The sequence below is a fragment of the Aliidiomarina minuta genome, from assembly GCF_003987145.1.
Lineage (GTDB): Bacteria > Pseudomonadota > Gammaproteobacteria > Enterobacterales > Alteromonadaceae > Aliidiomarina > Aliidiomarina minuta.
The window spans coordinates 1156598-1173198 of record NZ_PIPL01000001.1 but is presented as its reverse complement, the minus strand read 5'-3'; the positions used below and the strand labels follow the sequence as shown (position 1 = coordinate 1173198).

General features: G+C 48.4%; 17 protein-coding genes. All 17 read left to right on the top strand.

Annotation, left to right across the window (positions count from 1 at the left end; genetic code table 11):
• Nucleotides 1-133 precede the first annotated feature (133 nt).
• The 17 genes from CWE09_RS05670 to CWE09_RS05595 all read left to right on the top strand — a co-directional run bounded on the left by CWE09_RS05670 (nt 134) and on the right by CWE09_RS05595 (nt 16594).
• The gene (locus tag CWE09_RS05670) at nt 134-919 is read left to right on the top strand and encodes a DUF3450 domain-containing protein (RefSeq protein ID WP_126803021.1); all 786 of its coding nucleotides are present in this window, start codon (nt 134-136) and stop codon (nt 917-919) included.
• Nucleotides 916-2277: a MotA/TolQ/ExbB proton channel family protein gene (locus CWE09_RS05665; protein ID WP_126803020.1), complete on the top strand. Its 1362-nt coding sequence runs from the start codon at nt 916-918 to the stop codon at nt 2275-2277. The genes CWE09_RS05670 and CWE09_RS05665 overlap by 4 nt, the downstream gene beginning before the upstream one ends.
• A 2-nt stretch (nt 2278-2279) precedes the next feature.
• A complete protein-coding gene (locus CWE09_RS05660; protein ID WP_126803019.1) occupies nt 2280-2807 on the top strand; it encodes a MotA/TolQ/ExbB proton channel family protein in 528 nt (175 codons plus the stop codon).
• Nucleotides 2808-2819: 12 nt separating this feature from the next.
• Nucleotides 2820-3221 (top strand): ExbD/TolR family protein, encoded by a 402-nt coding sequence (locus CWE09_RS05655; protein ID WP_126803018.1) that lies wholly within the window; start codon nt 2820-2822, stop codon nt 3219-3221.
• A gap of 1 nt (nt 3222) precedes the next feature.
• Nucleotides 3223-3837, top strand: coding sequence for an energy transducer TonB (locus CWE09_RS05650; protein WP_126803017.1), 615 nt, complete (start codon nt 3223-3225; stop codon nt 3835-3837).
• A complete protein-coding gene (locus CWE09_RS05645; RefSeq protein WP_126803016.1) occupies nt 3837-5183 on the top strand; it encodes a tetratricopeptide repeat protein in 1347 nt (448 codons plus the stop codon). Before CWE09_RS05650 ends, CWE09_RS05645 begins: the two co-directional genes overlap by 1 nt.
• A 185-nt stretch (nt 5184-5368) precedes the next feature.
• Complete coding sequence (locus tag CWE09_RS14290) at nt 5369-5494, top strand: hypothetical protein (protein WP_275541088.1); 126 nt, start codon at nt 5369-5371, stop codon at nt 5492-5494.
• 27 nt (nt 5495-5521) lie between these two features.
• Nucleotides 5522-5899: a response regulator gene (locus CWE09_RS05640; protein WP_126803015.1), complete on the top strand. Its 378-nt coding sequence runs from the start codon at nt 5522-5524 to the stop codon at nt 5897-5899.
• 166 nt (nt 5900-6065) lie between these two features.
• Entirely contained in the window at nt 6066-8981 is a 2916-nt protein-coding gene (locus CWE09_RS05635; protein ID WP_126803014.1) for a TonB-dependent receptor domain-containing protein, read from the top strand.
• Between the two features lie 132 nt (nt 8982-9113).
• Entirely contained in the window at nt 9114-9665 is a 552-nt protein-coding gene (locus tag CWE09_RS05630; protein ID WP_126803013.1) for an adenine phosphoribosyltransferase, read from the top strand.
• Nucleotides 9666-9701: 36 nt separating this feature from the next.
• Entirely contained in the window at nt 9702-11585 is a 1884-nt protein-coding gene (gene dnaX, locus CWE09_RS05625; protein WP_126803012.1) for a DNA polymerase III subunit gamma/tau, read from the top strand.
• Between the two features lie 96 nt (nt 11586-11681).
• Nucleotides 11682-12011, top strand: coding sequence for a YbaB/EbfC family nucleoid-associated protein (locus CWE09_RS05620; RefSeq protein WP_126803011.1), 330 nt, complete (start codon nt 11682-11684; stop codon nt 12009-12011).
• Between the two features lie 15 nt (nt 12012-12026).
• On the top strand, nt 12027-12626 hold the full coding sequence (gene recR / locus CWE09_RS05615; RefSeq protein ID WP_126803010.1) for a recombination mediator RecR: 600 nt from the start codon (nt 12027-12029) through the stop codon (nt 12624-12626).
• 114 nt (nt 12627-12740) lie between these two features.
• Entirely contained in the window at nt 12741-14666 is a 1926-nt protein-coding gene (htpG, locus tag CWE09_RS05610; protein ID WP_126803009.1) for a molecular chaperone HtpG, read from the top strand.
• A gap of 118 nt (nt 14667-14784) precedes the next feature.
• The gene (gene adk / locus CWE09_RS05605) at nt 14785-15429 is read left to right on the top strand and encodes an adenylate kinase (RefSeq protein WP_126803008.1); all 645 of its coding nucleotides are present in this window, start codon (nt 14785-14787) and stop codon (nt 15427-15429) included.
• A complete protein-coding gene (locus CWE09_RS05600; protein WP_126803007.1) occupies nt 15426-15830 on the top strand; it encodes an MAPEG family protein in 405 nt (134 codons plus the stop codon). Before adk ends, CWE09_RS05600 begins: the two co-directional genes overlap by 4 nt.
• 5 nt (nt 15831-15835) lie before the next feature.
• The gene (locus CWE09_RS05595) at nt 15836-16594 is read left to right on the top strand and encodes an alpha/beta fold hydrolase (RefSeq protein WP_126803006.1); all 759 of its coding nucleotides are present in this window, start codon (nt 15836-15838) and stop codon (nt 16592-16594) included.
• Nucleotides 16595-16601 lie beyond the last annotated feature (7 nt).

Genomic DNA, 16601 nt, shown 5'->3' with positions numbered 1-16601 from the left:
CGGCAGCTGCAAGTGTAGGAAACGTATATTTCATCACTCACTAAACTGGGTTTCTGGCTGATAGTCTCGTATCTGTAAAGGTTACGGCGTCTAATCGCAGGAACATAAAGTTACGTCAAATTGGTTGGGAACTATGACCAAAGTAATCAAACGAAGCAAAACTGCTGCCGCTGTTGCGGGCATAATGGCTCTGGCGGGTAGCGCGACTGTCGCTGCTAACGTTGACTTGCCGCGTCTGCAATCGGAGCAAACAGAAATTCACCGTAGCTCTGCGCAATCTCAAGAGCGCATTGACTCATTATTTGAACAGAGTCGCGAACTGCTTGCCGACTACCGCGATGTAGTTAGCCAGTATGAATCATTGCGTCTGTATAATGATCACGTTCAGCGTTTGGTTGACGATCAGAATGAGACACTTGATTCGTTACAGCGTCAAATTGACGGTATTGAAGAAACCCGCCAGGGCGTGGTTCCTCTTATGTATCGTATGATTGACTCACTGGATGAGTTCGTTCGTCTGGATGTTCCAATCTATAGCGAACGACGTGAAAGTCGTGTGGAACGGCTGCGCGACATCATGACTCGTTCTAACGTGACTGATTCAGAAAAATTCCGTCAGATCATGACAGCGTATCAGACTGAAATGGACTACGGTGTTGGCTTGAACGCTTACCAGGGAACTCTGGAATTTGGCGGACAGGAAATCGCAGTAGACTTTTTCCATCTGGGTCGTATTACGTTTCTCGCTCAGTCACTGGACATGCGTAATGCGTGGATGTGGGACAACGAAGCCCGTGAATGGACAGAGCTTGATGATGGCTATCTGAATCCGCTGACAGAAGCGATTCGTATGGCGCGTAATCAAACTCAGTATGACATTGTGCGTTTACCAATCTCAGCTCCGGAGAGTGCAGAATGAAACAGGTAGTTAAGTATTTAATAACAGCCGCAACAGGTCTCTCCTTAGCTGCAGGTGTTGCATTCTCTGCAAGTGCACAGGATGCTACTAGTCTTGATGATCTGCTCCGTCTGGTGCAGGAAAACCGTGCCGCAGCACAGCGTATTGACCAGGAGCGCGAACGTCGCTTTATGGATGAACGTGCTGACCGTCAGGCGTTGCTGGAAGAAGCTCGTCAGCAGTTGGCCGATGAAGAAGCTCGTGGTGAACGTTTGCAGGAAACCTTTGCGCAAAACGAAGTTGATATTGCCAATAAAGAAACTGAGCTGGACAACATGGTCGGTACCTTAGGTGAAATCTTTGGTGTTATCCGTGGTGCCGCTTCAGACACTATCGGTCGTATTTCAACTTCAGTGGTAAGTGCAGAGTATCCAGGTCGCGCAGATGTGCTGGAAAGCCTGGCAGAAGCTCAGGAATTACCGAACATTGCAGAGCTTGAAGAACTGTGGCTAGCGCTTCTGACAGAAATGCGTGAATCAGGTCGTGTAAGCCGGTTCCAGGGTGAAGTTACCTTGCTGGAAGGTGGTCGCGAAACTCGCGAAATCGTACGTGTTGGTGCTTTCAACCTGATTTCAAATGGTGAGTACCTGCTGTACAACGAAGATACCAACCAAATTCAGCCGTTAGGTCGTCAGCCAGCAGGCCACGTTTTACGTGCTGCACGCGATTTTGAAAATGCTGAATCTGGTTATCAGGGTGTGTTCGTCGATCCGTCTCGTGGCGCTATTCTTAGCCTGCTAACTCAGAAGTCTACACTGGCTGAGCATTATCACCAGGGTAGTACTGTGGGTTACGCTATTACCGTTGTATTTGCTATCGGTATGCTGATCGCGCTTTACAAGCTGATAACTCTTACTATGACAGGTGGGTCTATCCGCAGTCAGCTTAAGAATCCTGAAAATCCAGGTAACAACCCATTGGGTCGTATCCTCAAGGTTTATCATGATAATAAGCAGGCCGACGTGGAAACCCTGGAACTTAAACTGGACGAAGCAATCTTACGTGAAACACCTAAGATTGAGTCTGGTGTCAGTATTATTAAGATCCTGGCAGCTATTTCACCGCTTATGGGTCTGTTAGGTACCGTAATTGGTATGATTGGTACGTTCCAGTCGATTACTCTGTTCGGTACGGGCGATCCTCGTATTATGGCCGGCGATATCTCTATGGCACTGGTAACTACTGCCCTGGGTCTGATTGCTGCGTTACCTCTGATTGTTGTGCATAGCATCGTATCAGGTCGCGCTAAATCAATCGTTCAGGTTCTCGATGAGCAAGCTTCAGGAATTGTTGCTTCTCATGCGGAGAAAGGAGAGTAAGCATGCAATTATACCTGATGGGTCTATGGGAAACTGTCAGGGATTTTATTGCGACAGGTGGGGATGTTTTATACCTCGTCTTTATAGCGCTGTTAATTATGTGGATTGTATTAGTTGAGCGTTATTGGTACCTGCTAGGTGTGTTTCCGAAGGACCGGAAACGCATCATAGAGCAATGGGAAGCACGTAAGGACACGACTTCCTGGTACGCGCATAAAATCCGTGAGGCCTGGGTTTCCGAGGTTTCAGTTAAACTTAACTCACGCATGCTATTGTTGAAAACTATGATTGCAGTTTGTCCGATGATAGGACTACTGGGTACGGTTACAGGTATGATTGCAGTATTTGAAATTATGGCGGTACAGGGAACGGGTAACCCCCGTTTGATGGCCAGCGGTATTTCAATGGCAACTATCCCAACAATGGCAGGCATGGTGGCGGCACTATCCGGAATGATATTTGTGACGCGTCTTGATGCACGTATCCGCCGGGAGCGGGACAAGTTACTAGATAGCTTGCCCCATCACTAAGAGAGAAGAATTATGGCACGTAGACGTATACGAGAGGACGACGAAGCAACAGCAGATATGACACCGATGCTAGATATCGTGTTTATCATGCTTATATTCTTTATCGTAACAACCTCGTTTGTTAAAGAAGCTGGTATTGACGTGAACCGTCCTGAAGCTACACAGGCTTCTGATAAGCCGTCAGCGAACATCTTTATTGCGGTTCGTGAGAATGGTGAAGTCTGGATGGATCGCCGTATGGTTGATGTGGAGCGTGTAGCCGCCAACCTGGAGCGTATGTTAGCTGAGCAACCTACCGATATGGTGGTTATTCAGGCTGACGAAGGTGCGCGTCACGGTGTTGTGGTTCAGGTAATGGACCAAATCCGGGAAGCTGGCATTTCACAAATTTCGATAGCAGCGGAGAACGATTAATATGGTGCGGTTGATAGTATCAATATTACTAGGCGCCGCTGTTACTTTTGCTCTGTTTGTCTTTATGGCTTTCTTGATCAGTGGTGGTGCGCAACGGGCTGAACCGCCCGAGCCACCAACTCGGATCGACATCGTCTCAGCACCTCCAGAGCAGGACGTAACACAGCGGCAACGTACGCCGCCACCGCCTCCTGAACCGCCGGAGCAACCGCCAGATCAGCCTGATACTGAGCCTGATGCTGCCGACGATGCTGTCTCTTTTGGTATGGACATGGGTGGTGTCGATTTAGGTGGTGCCGATACTGGCCTGCAAGGTCCTGGTGGGGCTATGGGGCGTGATGGCGATGCACAACCGATAGTTCGGATTGAGCCTCGTTATCCGCCCGCTGCAGCTCGCGATGGCATAGAAGGTTGGGTTCGCCTGCGCTTCACCATAGATGAAACGGGTGGAGTCACTGACATTGAAATTATTGAAGCTGAGCCTCGTCGCGTATTTGATCAGGAAGCGCGCCGCGCCTTGCGTCGCTGGCGTTATGCACCTCAAGTGGTTGATGGCGTTCCACAACGTCAGGAAGGCATGACGGTGCAGCTTGACTTTACGATGGAGGGGCAATAATGAATTTTAAATATACATTATTGGCGGGAGTCATTGTCTTTACTTTTGCAGTGGCACCACTGGTGCATGCTCAAGACGAAGATGCGGACGCTCTGGCGGAAACTGTCGGTGACACAGTGGGTATCGATGTTGGCTTTAGTATTCCGAGCCCTGATGAAGTGCGCGCCATTCGTGACCGTCGCCCCAGTCAGGCAGTATCTGAACGGGTTGGTCGAAACATCATGGAAGCTTTCGAGCTTTATGAAGAAGACCTTACTCAGGAAGCTATTCAGGTGCTTCGTGGTACCAATGCGAGAAACGACTTTGACCGTGCCTATCTGGCCCGTTTCATTGGTAATTTGCTAGCCTCTGAAGATGAACTGGATGAAGCCATCGCGCAATTAGAGCGTGCAGTTGATTTCAATATTCTTAGCTTCGGAGATCATGGTGCCTCTATTCGTTTGCTAGCAGACTTAAATTTGCAGCATGAGAATTACGAAGAAGCTTTGCAGCGTTATCAGGAATGGATTCAGTTTACCGGTGAGTTGGACCATGAAGTCTTTATGCGCATGGCGAATGCTCATCTTGAATTAGAGAATTATGAACAGGTGATTCCTTTTGCCAGAAAATCTGTGGCACATCAGGAAACCCCTAATCGTAATCCTTATATTCTGCAGGTAGCTGCTTTCTATGAAACGCAACAGATAGCAAACGCTATTCAGGTACTGGAAGAAGGTCTTGAGGTGCTACCAGGCGAAGAACGTTGGTGGGGCCAGTTAGGTATGTTTTATCTCCTGGAAGAAGAGTTAGAAAAAGCTTTGGCAACCATGGAATTAGCCTATCTTGCTGGTTATCTGAATCGCGAAAACGACTTTCGTGCACTGGTTCAGATGTACAGTAACCTCGGTATTCCATACCGCGCAGCGACAGTAATGGAACGTCACATTGAATCTGGAGAGGTGCAAGGAACTCCCCGTAATTATTCAATAGCGGCTCGTTCGTATCATTCAGCGCGTGAGTTTAATGAAGCGGCTGAAATGTATACACAGGCGATAGCAGTTGCTGAGGACGATGAAGACCGTCGTGATTATTATCGTCGTCGTGGTGACGCCTTATTGTTTGTAGACCGTTATAGTAATGCGGCTGAGGCGTTCTCAAATGCGATTCAATTAATGGATCCTGATGATGACACCACGGGTCGGCTTTACATGTCACTGGCTGAAGCTTATTTCTATGCAGAACAATATGGTGATGCATTGGCGGCTGCGGAAAATGCAACGCGCTATGATGCACATCGTCGCAATGCAGAAAGCTGGGCTGGTTACATCCGAACTACGGCTGAACGTCGCGGTGTTGATTTAGATTAAAGTCAATTAGTCCGCAAATAAAAAAATCCGCAGCTTGCATAAGGCTGCGGATTTTTTGTTTGCCTGCAATAAAGTGCCATACTTGGATGATTATGGATCGGATGATTATGGATCAAAATTTCAACTTTATTGTTGGTGCTTGATCAAGTAAAATTCTGCTCGCAATTTACGCTGGAGGTATGAGCATGGCAGAGAATCAGAATTACCGCGAAGAGTCGGGCAACCGTCACCTGGTGTTAGGGGTGTTAGTTTTTGTTGGCGTGGCATTGTTGCCTGTCCTTATTGCTGTAATACAACTTATTGCCGGGTAAGTAACTTTAGTAGTAAAAGAGGTTTTTATGGCCCTGAATTTATTGCTGGTCGAGGATAAAGAACGCACGCGCGTTCAGATTCTTGAAATACTGGCAGAAACTCCTTATGCGGTTACGCAGGCTAAAGATGGCCTTGCGGGGTTAAATAAGGCTAAGAAGTTAGCTTTTGATGTTGTCATAGTTGACCATAAGATGCCTTTAATGGACGGTTTAGCGCTGTTGCGTCATTTACGTGAACAACACAGCTATGATAAAACGCCGATACTTTTTATGACGACAGAGAACGTGCGTAGTTTGGAAGACAAAGCACGAAAGCTGGGCGCCGATGCGGTGCTGGGTAAACCTGTAGATAAACAAACCTTGCTAGCTGAGCTGAAAAGCATAGCACCACGCCGTGTAGCCTGATCCTCCCCCCTCCGGTAACGATAAAAAACTGTAAGTAATTTGTAAGTTGCTTGTTGTTCTTTTGTGCCTTTAATGTTAAAAAGTATGTAGTGCTCTGGAACTTCTGCTTGAGTTCATATCGTGAGTTACTTGAAAGATAACTATAAAAATACCAGAGGGAAGCATTATGAGTAGTAATACAGATTTAGCAAAATCGATACGCAACATACTTAGTTTGGGAATCGGTGCGGGTTTGCTCGTCAGCCCGAGTGTCGCTTTTTCACAAGATGACGCAGACGAACAGAGCGCTGAACGTACAGAGCGTATTCAGGTAACTGGCTCACGTATACTACGTGAAGGCGCTGAAGCTCCGTCGCCAGTTACAGTGATTTCGGGTCAGGATTTGATTGATAGCGGCGCCATGAATATTGGTGAGGTGCTTTCAAGACTACCTGCATTGGCAAACACTTATACTCTTGCCAACTCCGGTCGCTTCATTGGTACAGCAGGCGTCAGCTTACTTGACCTTCGCGGTATGGGTACGAGCCGTACGCTGGTTCTGGTCGATGGTCAAAGACACGTAGCCAGTTCTACTGGCTCTGCTTCAGTAGATACCAACACTATTCCATCTAGCTGGATTGACCGTGTTGAAATCATTACTGGTGGTGCATCAGCGGTTTACGGTGCAGACGCCGTAACAGGCGCAGTTAACTTTATTCTGAAGCGTGATATTCAGGGTTTTGATGCGACAGCAACTAAAGGTTTCTCTGAGCACAGTGACTATGAAAATGAGCGTTTTACCGTTTCATATGGTACTAACTTTGCTGACAACCGAGGCAACGTGGCGGTTTCAGCTGAGTATAACTCACAGGATCGCTTGAATGCACTAGACCATCCGTGGACTCGTACTTCCTGGTCTTCTGTAGGCTATGAAGCTTTTAATGGTTTTCCTCGTGCTGAAGAAGACGCTTTAAGTCCGAATCATCCTGATACCTATTCAATTCCGAATACGGGTCATTATCGTTTAAGTCGAAATGGTACTGCCAACATTGGTGGCGATTGGTATACGTTCTCTAATGACGGTCAAGTAAGACCAGTTCAGTTAGACGGTATTGTTGATCCAGCCCGTGGCCAGTGTCAGGCTCCGTGTGATTTCATCAACCTTCGCCAATATAGCGAAATTCAGCCAGAGTTTGAGCGTTTTAACGTGAACCTGCGTGGTAATTACGAAGTAACAAATAACCTGTTAGCAACTTTTGATGCTAAATACGTGCGCACGGACAGTGAAGATTATGGTCAGCCATACTTTAACTTCTTTAACGCACGCGGCAACATGCAGCGCGATAACGCTTATGTTACTGATGAACTGGGTCAGTTAATGGATGATGCAGGCGCTCAAACGATTCAGGTCAATAAAATGCATGACGATGTTGGCCGTCGTTTTGAAGAAAATACCCGTGAAACCACCCGCTTCGTGGTTGGTCTTGAGGGTTATTTAACAGATGACTGGTCATTTGACTCTAACTTAGTTTGGGGTAAAACCGAGCTGAGCCGTGCTAACGACAATAATGTAATCATTCCTAACTGGTTAAACGCGGTTGACGCAGTGTTTGACGGTGATGGAAATATTGTTTGTCGCGATGCCGATGCCCGTGCTGCTGGGTGTGTGCCTATCAACAACTTTGGCCGTGAAGGTGTTTCTCAGGAAGCTCGTGACTATGTAGCAACTCGCTCATTGGGTACTTCAGAAATTGAGCAAACAGTTGTTAACTTCAACGTGAACAACCCGTTCCTGTATGACCTGCCAGCAGGTGCTGTTGGTTTTGCGGGTGGTTTTGAATATCGTGAAGAGAAGAGTTCCTCGAAAGAAGACCCGTTTGTAGCAGAAGGCGACACCTTCTTTAACGCACTGGGTGAAGTAGATGGTAAATTCGACGTCGCCGAAGTATATGGTGAGTTAGCGATTCCATTGCTTGCAGACCAGTTCCTGGTACAGGATTTAATACTTGAAACAGCGGTCCGTTTTGCCGATTACTCAACTATCGGTAATGCTACTAGCTGGAAAGTTGGCCTGGACTGGACCATTAATGATGAATTACGGGCTCGCTTCACGGTATCTGAAGCATTGCGTGCACCTAATATCACTGAATTGTTCCGGGCTCAAAGCCAGACTTTCTACACTGTTAACGATCCTTGTCGTGCCACTAACCTGAACAACGCGGATCCAGCAGTAGCAGAAACTCGCCGCGCGCGCTGTGCTGAGTTAGGTGTGCCAGATGGTTTCGACTCAACGTATGATGATGCGACTCTGGAAGGCAGAACAGGCGGTAACGCTGAGCTTCAGCCTGAGGAATCGACTTCGTACACTGTTGGTTTGGTATATCAGCCTAGTATAGTTCCTGGTCTGTCTGTAACTATGGATTATTGGGAAATTGATATAACGGACACTATCTCAGGTCTTAGCGCACAGCGTATTCTTAATGAATGTGTGGATGCCGCGTCTATCAATAACCAGTTCTGTGCACGAGTTGATCGTCGTGGAGCTAACCCTGCTGAAGGTGAGCAAGGTGAAATCACTGTTATAGAAAACTTCGCACTGAACATTGCCCGTAGCTTAAACCGTGGTATTGATTTTGAAGTTGGTTATGACTTTGACGCCCTTGGCGGAGCTTTCCGCACTGGTTTCCTTGGCACATACCTGATCGATGCGCGTTCTTACCCGTTCCAGGAAGAACCTGATGAGTACACAGATTTTGCCGGCGTATTAGGTGATGCTGAACTTCAGGCACGTTTCACTATCGATTATGTTCGTGATAACTGGAGCGTAGGAACTCGTACGCGTTACACCAGCGGTGTGGATTTATATAGCCCAACAGAAATGGCTAATAACCCGAACCCTAGTAACATCATGGATTATGGTTCATATGCTGTGACTGATCTTACGGGTACTTATCGTTTTGATAATGGCGTACGTTTGACCTTAGGTCTTGACAACGTACTTGACCGCGGCTTACCTAAGAACACCACAGGTACTGGCGCAGGTTCAGCCTACTACGATAATATCGGACGCTTTGGTTATGTTCGTGTAGGTTACTCGTTCTAAATAATGGTTAATATTCCTTCCCTGGAATTAAGCAAAGCCCCGCTTTAAGCGGGGCTTTTTTTATCCAGAAATGCACTATCATGTTCTCAGTCGATACAGTAAAATCCCTGCAAACCACAACTTTTTGTTTATATGAACTCAGAAGCTTCAGATTCGAGAGTGTCTTATATTCGCAATTCGGTAACGAAGATTGCGGATTACCCTAAGCCAGGCATTATCTTTCGTGATATTACCAGTACTCTGGCAGATGTCCGTGCGCTGACCTATGTGCTGGATATTTTCAGTGAGCGTTATCAGCGATCTGGCATCACTCAGATCGCGGGTATTGAAGCCCGCGGCTTTATTTTTGCGGCAGCGCTGGCAGACCGTTTACAAACCGGTGTCACTCTTATTCGTAAGCCTGGAAAATTGCCGCGCGCTGTGCATCAACAAAGTTACAGTCTGGAGTATGGAGAAGATACTCTGGAGCTGCATCGGGACGCTCTGGGTGCTACCGATAAGGTATTATTGATAGATGACCTGCTGGCGACGGGTGGCACTATGCAGGCAGCCGCTAAGCTTGTCAGCCAATGTGGTGCTACTATCAGTGAAGCGGCGTTTCTGATTGAACTGAGCGGTTTACAGGGACGGCAGCGTATTGCGCAAGCGGGTGTTTCAACCTACGCCATTTGCGAGTACGATTAGAGGTTCAGAATTGAGTATGCAGGCAAAGGGGATTCGATGAGTTACCAGGTGCTGGCCCGTAAGTGGCGGCCACAAACATTTTCCGCTGTAGTTGGACAGCAGCATGTGTTGCAGGCACTGAGTAATGCACTGACCAGCCAGCGACTGCACCATGCCTATTTGCTGACCGGCACCCGGGGTGTGGGCAAAACGACCATCGCCCGTATTCTGGCGAAAAGCCTGAACTGCGAAGAAGGCATCAGTGCCACTCCGTGTGGGAAATGCTCAACCTGCCTGGAAATTGATGAAGGTCGTTACATTGATTTGCTTGAAATTGATGCGGCCTCGCGCACGAAAGTTGAAGATACCCGCGAACTGCTGGATAACGTGCAGTATCGCCCTTCCCGGGGGCGTTATAAAGTTTATCTGATTGATGAAGTGCATATGCTGTCACGGCATAGCTTTAATGCACTGTTAAAAACGCTGGAAGAACCCCCTGAACATGTGAAATTCCTGTTGGCGACTACGGACCCTGAAAAATTACCGGTGACCGTGCTGTCGCGCTGTTTGCAGTTTCATTTACGTGCATTGACCCGCGATGAGATAAGCGCGCAGCTGGCTTACGTATTAAAAGCGGAGTCAGTACCTTTTGATGAAAGCGGCCTGAGTCTTCTGGCGCGTGCGGCAAAAGGCAGTATGCGTGACGCGCTGAGCCTGACCGACCAGGCGATTGCACAGGGTGACCAGGCCGTGGTGCTGGAATCTGTACAACGTATGCTCGGCCACATTGAAGGTCGCCGGGTGTTGCAGTTACTGGCGGAATTACATGCGGGAGAGAGTGAAAATGCCTTGCAAAGCTTACGCAGCATGCAAAGCAAAGTGCCTGATGTCGCCGTTGTATTACCTGAATTACAGAATTTACTGCATCAGCTGGCACTGTATCAAGTCAGCCCTCAAGTGGCAGAAACCGATCTTTTTGCCGACCAGGAGCAGTTGCAGTCTTTGGCCCAGGCAATAGCACCTGAAGTGGTGCAGGTGTATTACCGTATTGTATTGGAAGGGCGCCGTGAGTTACCCCATGCTGTGGATGCTTTCAGTGCAGTGGAAATGACCTTGTTACGTTTACTTGCCTTTCGTCCGGTAGACAGTGATGAGTTTCAGGCTTCTGAATACAGTGCCCATGTGCATGATACTGAGGTAAAAAATAAAGAGCAGGTTGAATCGGTTAAACAGGCCCCGGCGGCGAAACCGGCTGAACCTGAGCTCGATGAACAGGCGTTATATGCCGAGCAGGATGAAATTTTACAGCAGGCGCGGGGGCAACAGCGACCGGAGCCTGCGCCTATGGCGGAAGTGCCGCCACAGGCACAGTCGCAACCAGAGCCGGTGCAACCAGAGTCGGTGCAACGAGAACCTCAAGCGGAGTCGCAGCCTCAGCCAGCAAACATCGAGACCACGACGAAAAAAGCACAGCAGTCGGATGGAATGGCAGATTTAATGGCGACTCGCGAGCAGTTGCTGGCAAAAAAAAAAGCGCCAGAGAGAGTAGGTGAAGCTCGTTATGCGGCGGAAATAGATGCCTGGAGCGCCTCGGTAGACGGCTTGCAGGCAGGAGGCCGCGTGCGACAGGTATTGCTGAATTCAGTTTTACAGCAGCAGGAGTCAGGTTATCAGTTGCTTGTGGCTGAAGCTCAAAAAGTTTTGTGTTCGCCCGCCTTGTTGCAGGAAGTTGAGCAACTGGTGCGTGAATTGGTTGGCGGTAGCGAATTAACTATTGAGTTTGGCGAACCGGTGCAGACTCCGTTTATATTGCAGCAGTCGCTGGATAAACAACGCCAGCAGCGTGCGTTACAAAGTGTGCAGGAAGACGCCCGTATTCAGGGCTTAGTCACGCGCTTTGATGCGGAGTTGCAACTGGACTCAGTAAAACCTAAAGATTGAAGCTGGGGCAGGCAGGTTCTGTCCTTTATTATAAATAGCAGCAGGCATAGGTCTGTGGCATGAAATTTAATTTGTAATTACAGAGAGAGAAATAGTATGAAAGGTGGCATGGGCAACATGATGAAGCAGGCGCAGCAGATGCAGGAAAAAATGCAGAAGATGCAGGAAGAGTTGGCTAATATGGAAGTCGTTGGCGAAGCTGGTGCGGGTATGGTGAAAGTAACCATGTATGGTAATCACAACGTAAAACGCGTTGAAATCGATCCTAGCCTGTTAAGCGATGATGATGACAAAGAAATGCTGGAAGACCTTATTGCAGCAGCCATGAACGACGCTGTACGCCGTGTTGAAGAAACCAACAAAGAGCAGATGTCCGGTTTAGCCGGTGGCATGGGTCTGCCTCCAGGTATGAAACTGCCATTCTAAACAGGGATTGCCGTTATGCAGTTTAGTCCGGCCATTGCCAGTTTAATTCGGGCTTTGAAAATACTACCAGGCGTGGGTCAGAAGTCTGCTCAGCGTATGGCGTTTCAATTACTGGAGCGACAGCGTGATGGCGCCGGACAACTGGCCGAGGCGCTCAGTCATGCCGTACAGGTAGTCGGGCGCTGCGACACTTGTCGCACGCTGACGGAAGGCAACCGTTGTGCGATTTGTTCGGATCCGCAACGGGCGGAGAACGGCATTCTGTGCATTGTCGAATCCCCTGCGGATGTGATCGCGGTGGAGCAAACCTCTCAGTACCAGGGCCAGTACTTTGTGCTGATGGGGCATTTATCGCCCCTGGACGGCATAGGGCCTGCAGATATCGGCCTGGATAAGCTGGCTCAGCGTTTTGCCGCTGGCCATATCGAAGAAGTGATTCTGGCCACTAATCCAACCGTGGAAGGCGACGCTACCGCTCATTACATAGCTGATTTAGCACGCAAAAATAACATCAAAGCCAGCCGTATTGCGCATGGCGTTCCTGTTGGTGGCGAGCTTGAATATGTCGACCACACTACTTTAAGTCATGCTTTTGCAGGTCGTAAGCAAGTTTAAGCTTGAATTCGCATCCTGCGACCCCATCTTTTCTATAACCTTATTTATTGTGGCTGTATCACAGCCACAATTCGTTTAGCGTCATAAAACTGAAGAGAGTTGGGAGAACAACCGATGTCTGACACGACCCAGGCCGAGAAGCATGGCTTTCAAACCGAAGTAAAACAGCTACTGAATCTGATGATCCATTCGCTGTATTCAAACAAGGAAATATTCCTTCGCGAACTGGTTTCTAATGCTTCCGATGCGGCAGACAAGCTGCGCTTCAAGGCCCTTGAAAATAATGCCTTGCTGGAGTCTGACCCGGATTTGCATGTGCGAATCAGTGTCAATAAAGATGCCAACACTATTACTATCAGTGATAACGGTGTGGGCATGACCCGCGATGAAGTGATGAGTAATTTAGGTACCATTGCCAAGTCAGGCACCAAAGAATTTTTCAGCCAGCTTTCTGGTGACCAGAGCAAAGATTCGAAGTTAATTGGTCAGTTTGGTGTTGGTTTTTATTCTTCGTTTATTGTTGCCGATGCAGTGACTGTACGCACGCGTGCGGCGGGTGTTGATGTTGCACAAGGCGTGGAATGGAAGTCAGCCGGTGATGGTGAGTTCACGATTGCTGATATTGAAAAGCAAAGCCGCGGTACCGACATTATTCTGCACCTGCAGGACGAAGCGAAAGAATTCCTTGATGAATGGAAGCTGCGCCAGATAGTAACTACTTACTCTGATCATCTGAACATTCCGGTGCAAATGTGGAAAGAAGCCACCGAAGAGAGCGAAGGCCCGGATGGCGAAAAAATTGAAGCACAGCCGGGCGAATGGGAAACTATTAATTCCGGCCAGGCGCTGTGGACCCGCGATAAAAGCGACATTAGCGACGAAGAGTATAAAGAGTTTTATAAAACAGTAGCGCATGATTTTGACGAGCCGCTGCTGTGGAGCCATAACAAGGTAGAGGGCAAGAACGAATATACCAGCCTGTTATATATTCCTAAGCGTGCACCTTTTGATTTGTGGAACCGGGATAGCCAGAAAGGCATTAAGCTGTATGTGCAGCGGGTGTTCATTATGGACGATGCCGAACAGTTTATGCCCACATACCTGCGTTTCGTGAAAGGCCTGGTTGATTCTAATGACCTACCGCTTAACGTGTCGCGGGAAATTCTGCAGGACAACCGTATTACCCGCTCTATGCGTTCTGCCAGCACTAAGAAAGTGCTTAGCATGCTGAGCAAGCTGGCTAAAAATGACGCAGAAAAATATGCTGAGTTCTGGGACAATTTTGGTGGTGTTCTGAAAGAAGGCCCGGCAGAAGATCAGGGCAATGCTGAGAAAATTGCCAGTCTGCTGCGTTTTGCTTCTACCCATGAAGATTCGGCTGAGCAGCGCGTGTCACTGGACGATTACCTGAGCCGTATGCAGGAAGGTCAGGATAAGATTTATTACATAGTTGCGGACAGCTATGAAGCGGCGCGTAATAACCCGGCACTGGAAATTTTCCGTAAGAAAGGCATCGAAGTATTACTGATGTCGGATCGCATTGATGAGTGGTTAATGAGCCACCTGAATGAATATCAGGAGAAATCGTTCCAGTCGGTTACCCGTGGCGACCTTGATTTAGGTGACATGGATAATGAAGACGCGAAGAAAGCACATGAAGAAAGCGAAAAAGCTTTTGCCACTACGGTAGAGCGCTTTCAGAAAGCACTGGGAGATAATGTTAAAAGCGTGCGGGTAACGCACCGTTTAACGGACTCTCCAGCTTGCATCGTGACCGATGAAAACGATATGAGCACGCAAATGGCTAAACTGATGGAAGCGGCCGGTCAGCAAGTACCTGAAACCAAGTACATTTTTGAGGTGAATCCCGAGCATGCACTGGTTCAGCGTATCGCTGATGAAACCGATGACGCACGTTTTGGCGATTGGGCTGATATTTTGTTACAGCAGGCGACATTAGCGGAGCGGGGCAGCCTTAAAGACCCGGGAAGTTATGTGCGTAAGCTGAACGAGATGATGTTAACGCTTACCAACAAGTAACTAATTAGTTACGACTATAGTACAAGGCTCGCTATGCGAGCCTTGTATCTTTTCGGTAGCACAGGTAAAGTTTATACCATCTTTTCAAATTTATTAAATACGCCATTAAGGACCCGACATGCGGATTATTCTGCTTGGCGCACCTGGTGCTGGTAAAGGCACTCAAGCGCAATTTTTGATGAACACTTTTAACATCCCGCAAATCTCCACCGGAGATATGCTGCGTGCAGCTATTAAAGCGGGCACTGATCTCGGTAAGCAGGCGAAAGAAGTGATGGACGCCGGTAAGCTGGTGTCTGATGACATTATGATTGGGCTGGTGCAGGAGCGTATTGCCCAGGAAGATTGCGCTAATGGTTTCCTGTTAGACGGTTTTCCACGCACTATTCCGCAAGCGGATGCTATGCAGGAAGCGGGCATTGAAATTGACTATGTACTTGAATTCGATGTGCCGGATGATGTGATTGTAGAGCGTATGGCGGGTCGTCGTGTGCATCCTGGGTCAGGGCGTGTTTATCACGTAACTTACAACCCACCGAAAGAAGAAGGCAAAGATGACGAGACTGGCGATGATCTTATTGTCCGCGAGGATGATAAAGAAGCCACCGTGCGTCACCGCCTGGGTGTTTATCATGAGCAGACCGAGCCGCTGGTCAGCTACTACCGCAAACTGGCGGAGCAAAATGTAGTGCGTTATCACAAGCTGGATGGAACGCGCGACGTGGATGTGATCAGCAAAGAACTGAAGAGTTTATTATCATGATACCTTTACCTACTACCAGTCTGTTTGCAGCTTTACTGACACTTTTATACGTCGTTTTAGCAGTGCGTATTATTCGTTTACGCTGGATTGAACGGGTAGGTATTGGTATTGGTGAAAGCCAGCCGCTTAATGTAGCAGTGCGGGTGCATGGCAACTTTGCTGAGTATGTGCCATTGGGGTTAATTCTGATGGCGCTGATGGAGTTGTCTGGCGCTACGGATCAGTTTCTCTTCTTTATGGGTGGCCTGTTATTTGTAGCACGGATATTTCATGCTATAGGGTTAACTAAATCAGTAGGTGTCAGCATTTACCGTACTATCGGTGTGTTAGGTACATTCGGCATGCTTATTTTAAGTGCCGGGTATCTGATAGGTGCGGTGCTGGCTCAACAGACAATGTGAATTAAATGACAGCAGTAGTTTGTTTACATAGCTCTCAAAGCAGCGGTGCGCAGTGGCGCCCGCTGCTTCGTTTTTTCCGCGAACAGAAAGTTGATATCGTCAGCCCGGATCTTATCGGCTACGGTGCCTGCCCTCAGGCAGCCCCTGAAGACAGCCAGGCATTCCGTCTGGCAGATGAAGTCAGCATGTTATCTGAGCACTGTGAAAGCTTTGCCAGGCGGCCATTGCACCTGGTAGGGCACTCTTACGGTGCGGCACTGGCCCTTAAAATTGCTAAAGATAATCCTGCGCAGGTCGCTTCTTTAACTCTGTATGAGCCGGTTTCTTTTCATGTGCTGGCCGATGATGACCCCGCGCGTGAGCAGATTAGCGGTGTTTCCGCGAACATGGAGTCGTTAAGCGAAGAAGAGAGCGCGCGTTTGTTTGTCGATTACTGGAACTACCCAGGTTACTTTGACGCATTGCCAGAGCGGGTGCAGCGCGTTATGTTGGGGCAACAGAAAAAAGTCCTCGCCGACTTTGCCGCTCTGCTTGGCGAACCCGCGCAACTACAGGACTATGCCGCGGTGCAGTGCCCGGTGTTATTGATGCATGGCGATGCGTCTCCGCTATCCAGTCGCCGTGTCGCTCAGTTGCTGGGGCAGACGTTACCGCAGTGTACAGAGCTTAGTATCAATGGTGGCCACATGGCCCCGGTAACCGACCCAGCCTCGGTGATGCCGGCGATGACCGACTTTTTATTGCAGCAATTGGCTATTGAGTGAGAATGAG

What these genes read in the sequence shown, in the direction of transcription:
- CWE09_RS05620 (WP_126803011.1), top strand. Translation starts at nt 11,682, where the DNA reads ATGAAAGGTGGCATGGGCAACATGATGAAGCAGGCGCAGCAGATGCAG.
- recR (WP_126803010.1), top strand. Translation starts at nt 12,027, where the DNA reads ATGCAGTTTAGTCCGGCCATTGCCAGTTTAATTCGGGCTTTGAAAATA.
- CWE09_RS05650 (WP_126803017.1), top strand. Translation starts at nt 3,223, where the DNA reads ATGGTGCGGTTGATAGTATCAATATTACTAGGCGCCGCTGTTACTTTT.
- htpG (WP_126803009.1), top strand. Translation starts at nt 12,741, where the DNA reads ATGTCTGACACGACCCAGGCCGAGAAGCATGGCTTTCAAACCGAAGTA.
- CWE09_RS05660 (WP_126803019.1), top strand. Translation starts at nt 2,280, where the DNA reads ATGCAATTATACCTGATGGGTCTATGGGAAACTGTCAGGGATTTTATT.
- CWE09_RS05670 (WP_126803021.1), top strand. Translation starts at nt 134, where the DNA reads ATGACCAAAGTAATCAAACGAAGCAAAACTGCTGCCGCTGTTGCGGGC.
- adk (WP_126803008.1), top strand. Translation starts at nt 14,785, where the DNA reads ATGCGGATTATTCTGCTTGGCGCACCTGGTGCTGGTAAAGGCACTCAA.
- CWE09_RS14290 (WP_275541088.1), top strand. Translation starts at nt 5,369, where the DNA reads ATGGCAGAGAATCAGAATTACCGCGAAGAGTCGGGCAACCGTCACCTG.
- CWE09_RS05635 (WP_126803014.1), top strand. Translation starts at nt 6,066, where the DNA reads ATGAGTAGTAATACAGATTTAGCAAAATCGATACGCAACATACTTAGT.
- CWE09_RS05595 (WP_126803006.1), top strand. Translation starts at nt 15,836, where the DNA reads ATGACAGCAGTAGTTTGTTTACATAGCTCTCAAAGCAGCGGTGCGCAG.
- dnaX (WP_126803012.1), top strand. Translation starts at nt 9,702, where the DNA reads ATGAGTTACCAGGTGCTGGCCCGTAAGTGGCGGCCACAAACATTTTCC.
- CWE09_RS05600 (WP_126803007.1), top strand. Translation starts at nt 15,426, where the DNA reads ATGATACCTTTACCTACTACCAGTCTGTTTGCAGCTTTACTGACACTT.
- CWE09_RS05665 (WP_126803020.1), top strand. Translation starts at nt 916, where the DNA reads ATGAAACAGGTAGTTAAGTATTTAATAACAGCCGCAACAGGTCTCTCC.
- CWE09_RS05640 (WP_126803015.1), top strand. Translation starts at nt 5,522, where the DNA reads ATGGCCCTGAATTTATTGCTGGTCGAGGATAAAGAACGCACGCGCGTT.
- CWE09_RS05655 (WP_126803018.1), top strand. Translation starts at nt 2,820, where the DNA reads ATGGCACGTAGACGTATACGAGAGGACGACGAAGCAACAGCAGATATG.
- CWE09_RS05645 (WP_126803016.1), top strand. Translation starts at nt 3,837, where the DNA reads ATGAATTTTAAATATACATTATTGGCGGGAGTCATTGTCTTTACTTTT.
- CWE09_RS05630 (WP_126803013.1), top strand. Translation starts at nt 9,114, where the DNA reads ATGAACTCAGAAGCTTCAGATTCGAGAGTGTCTTATATTCGCAATTCG.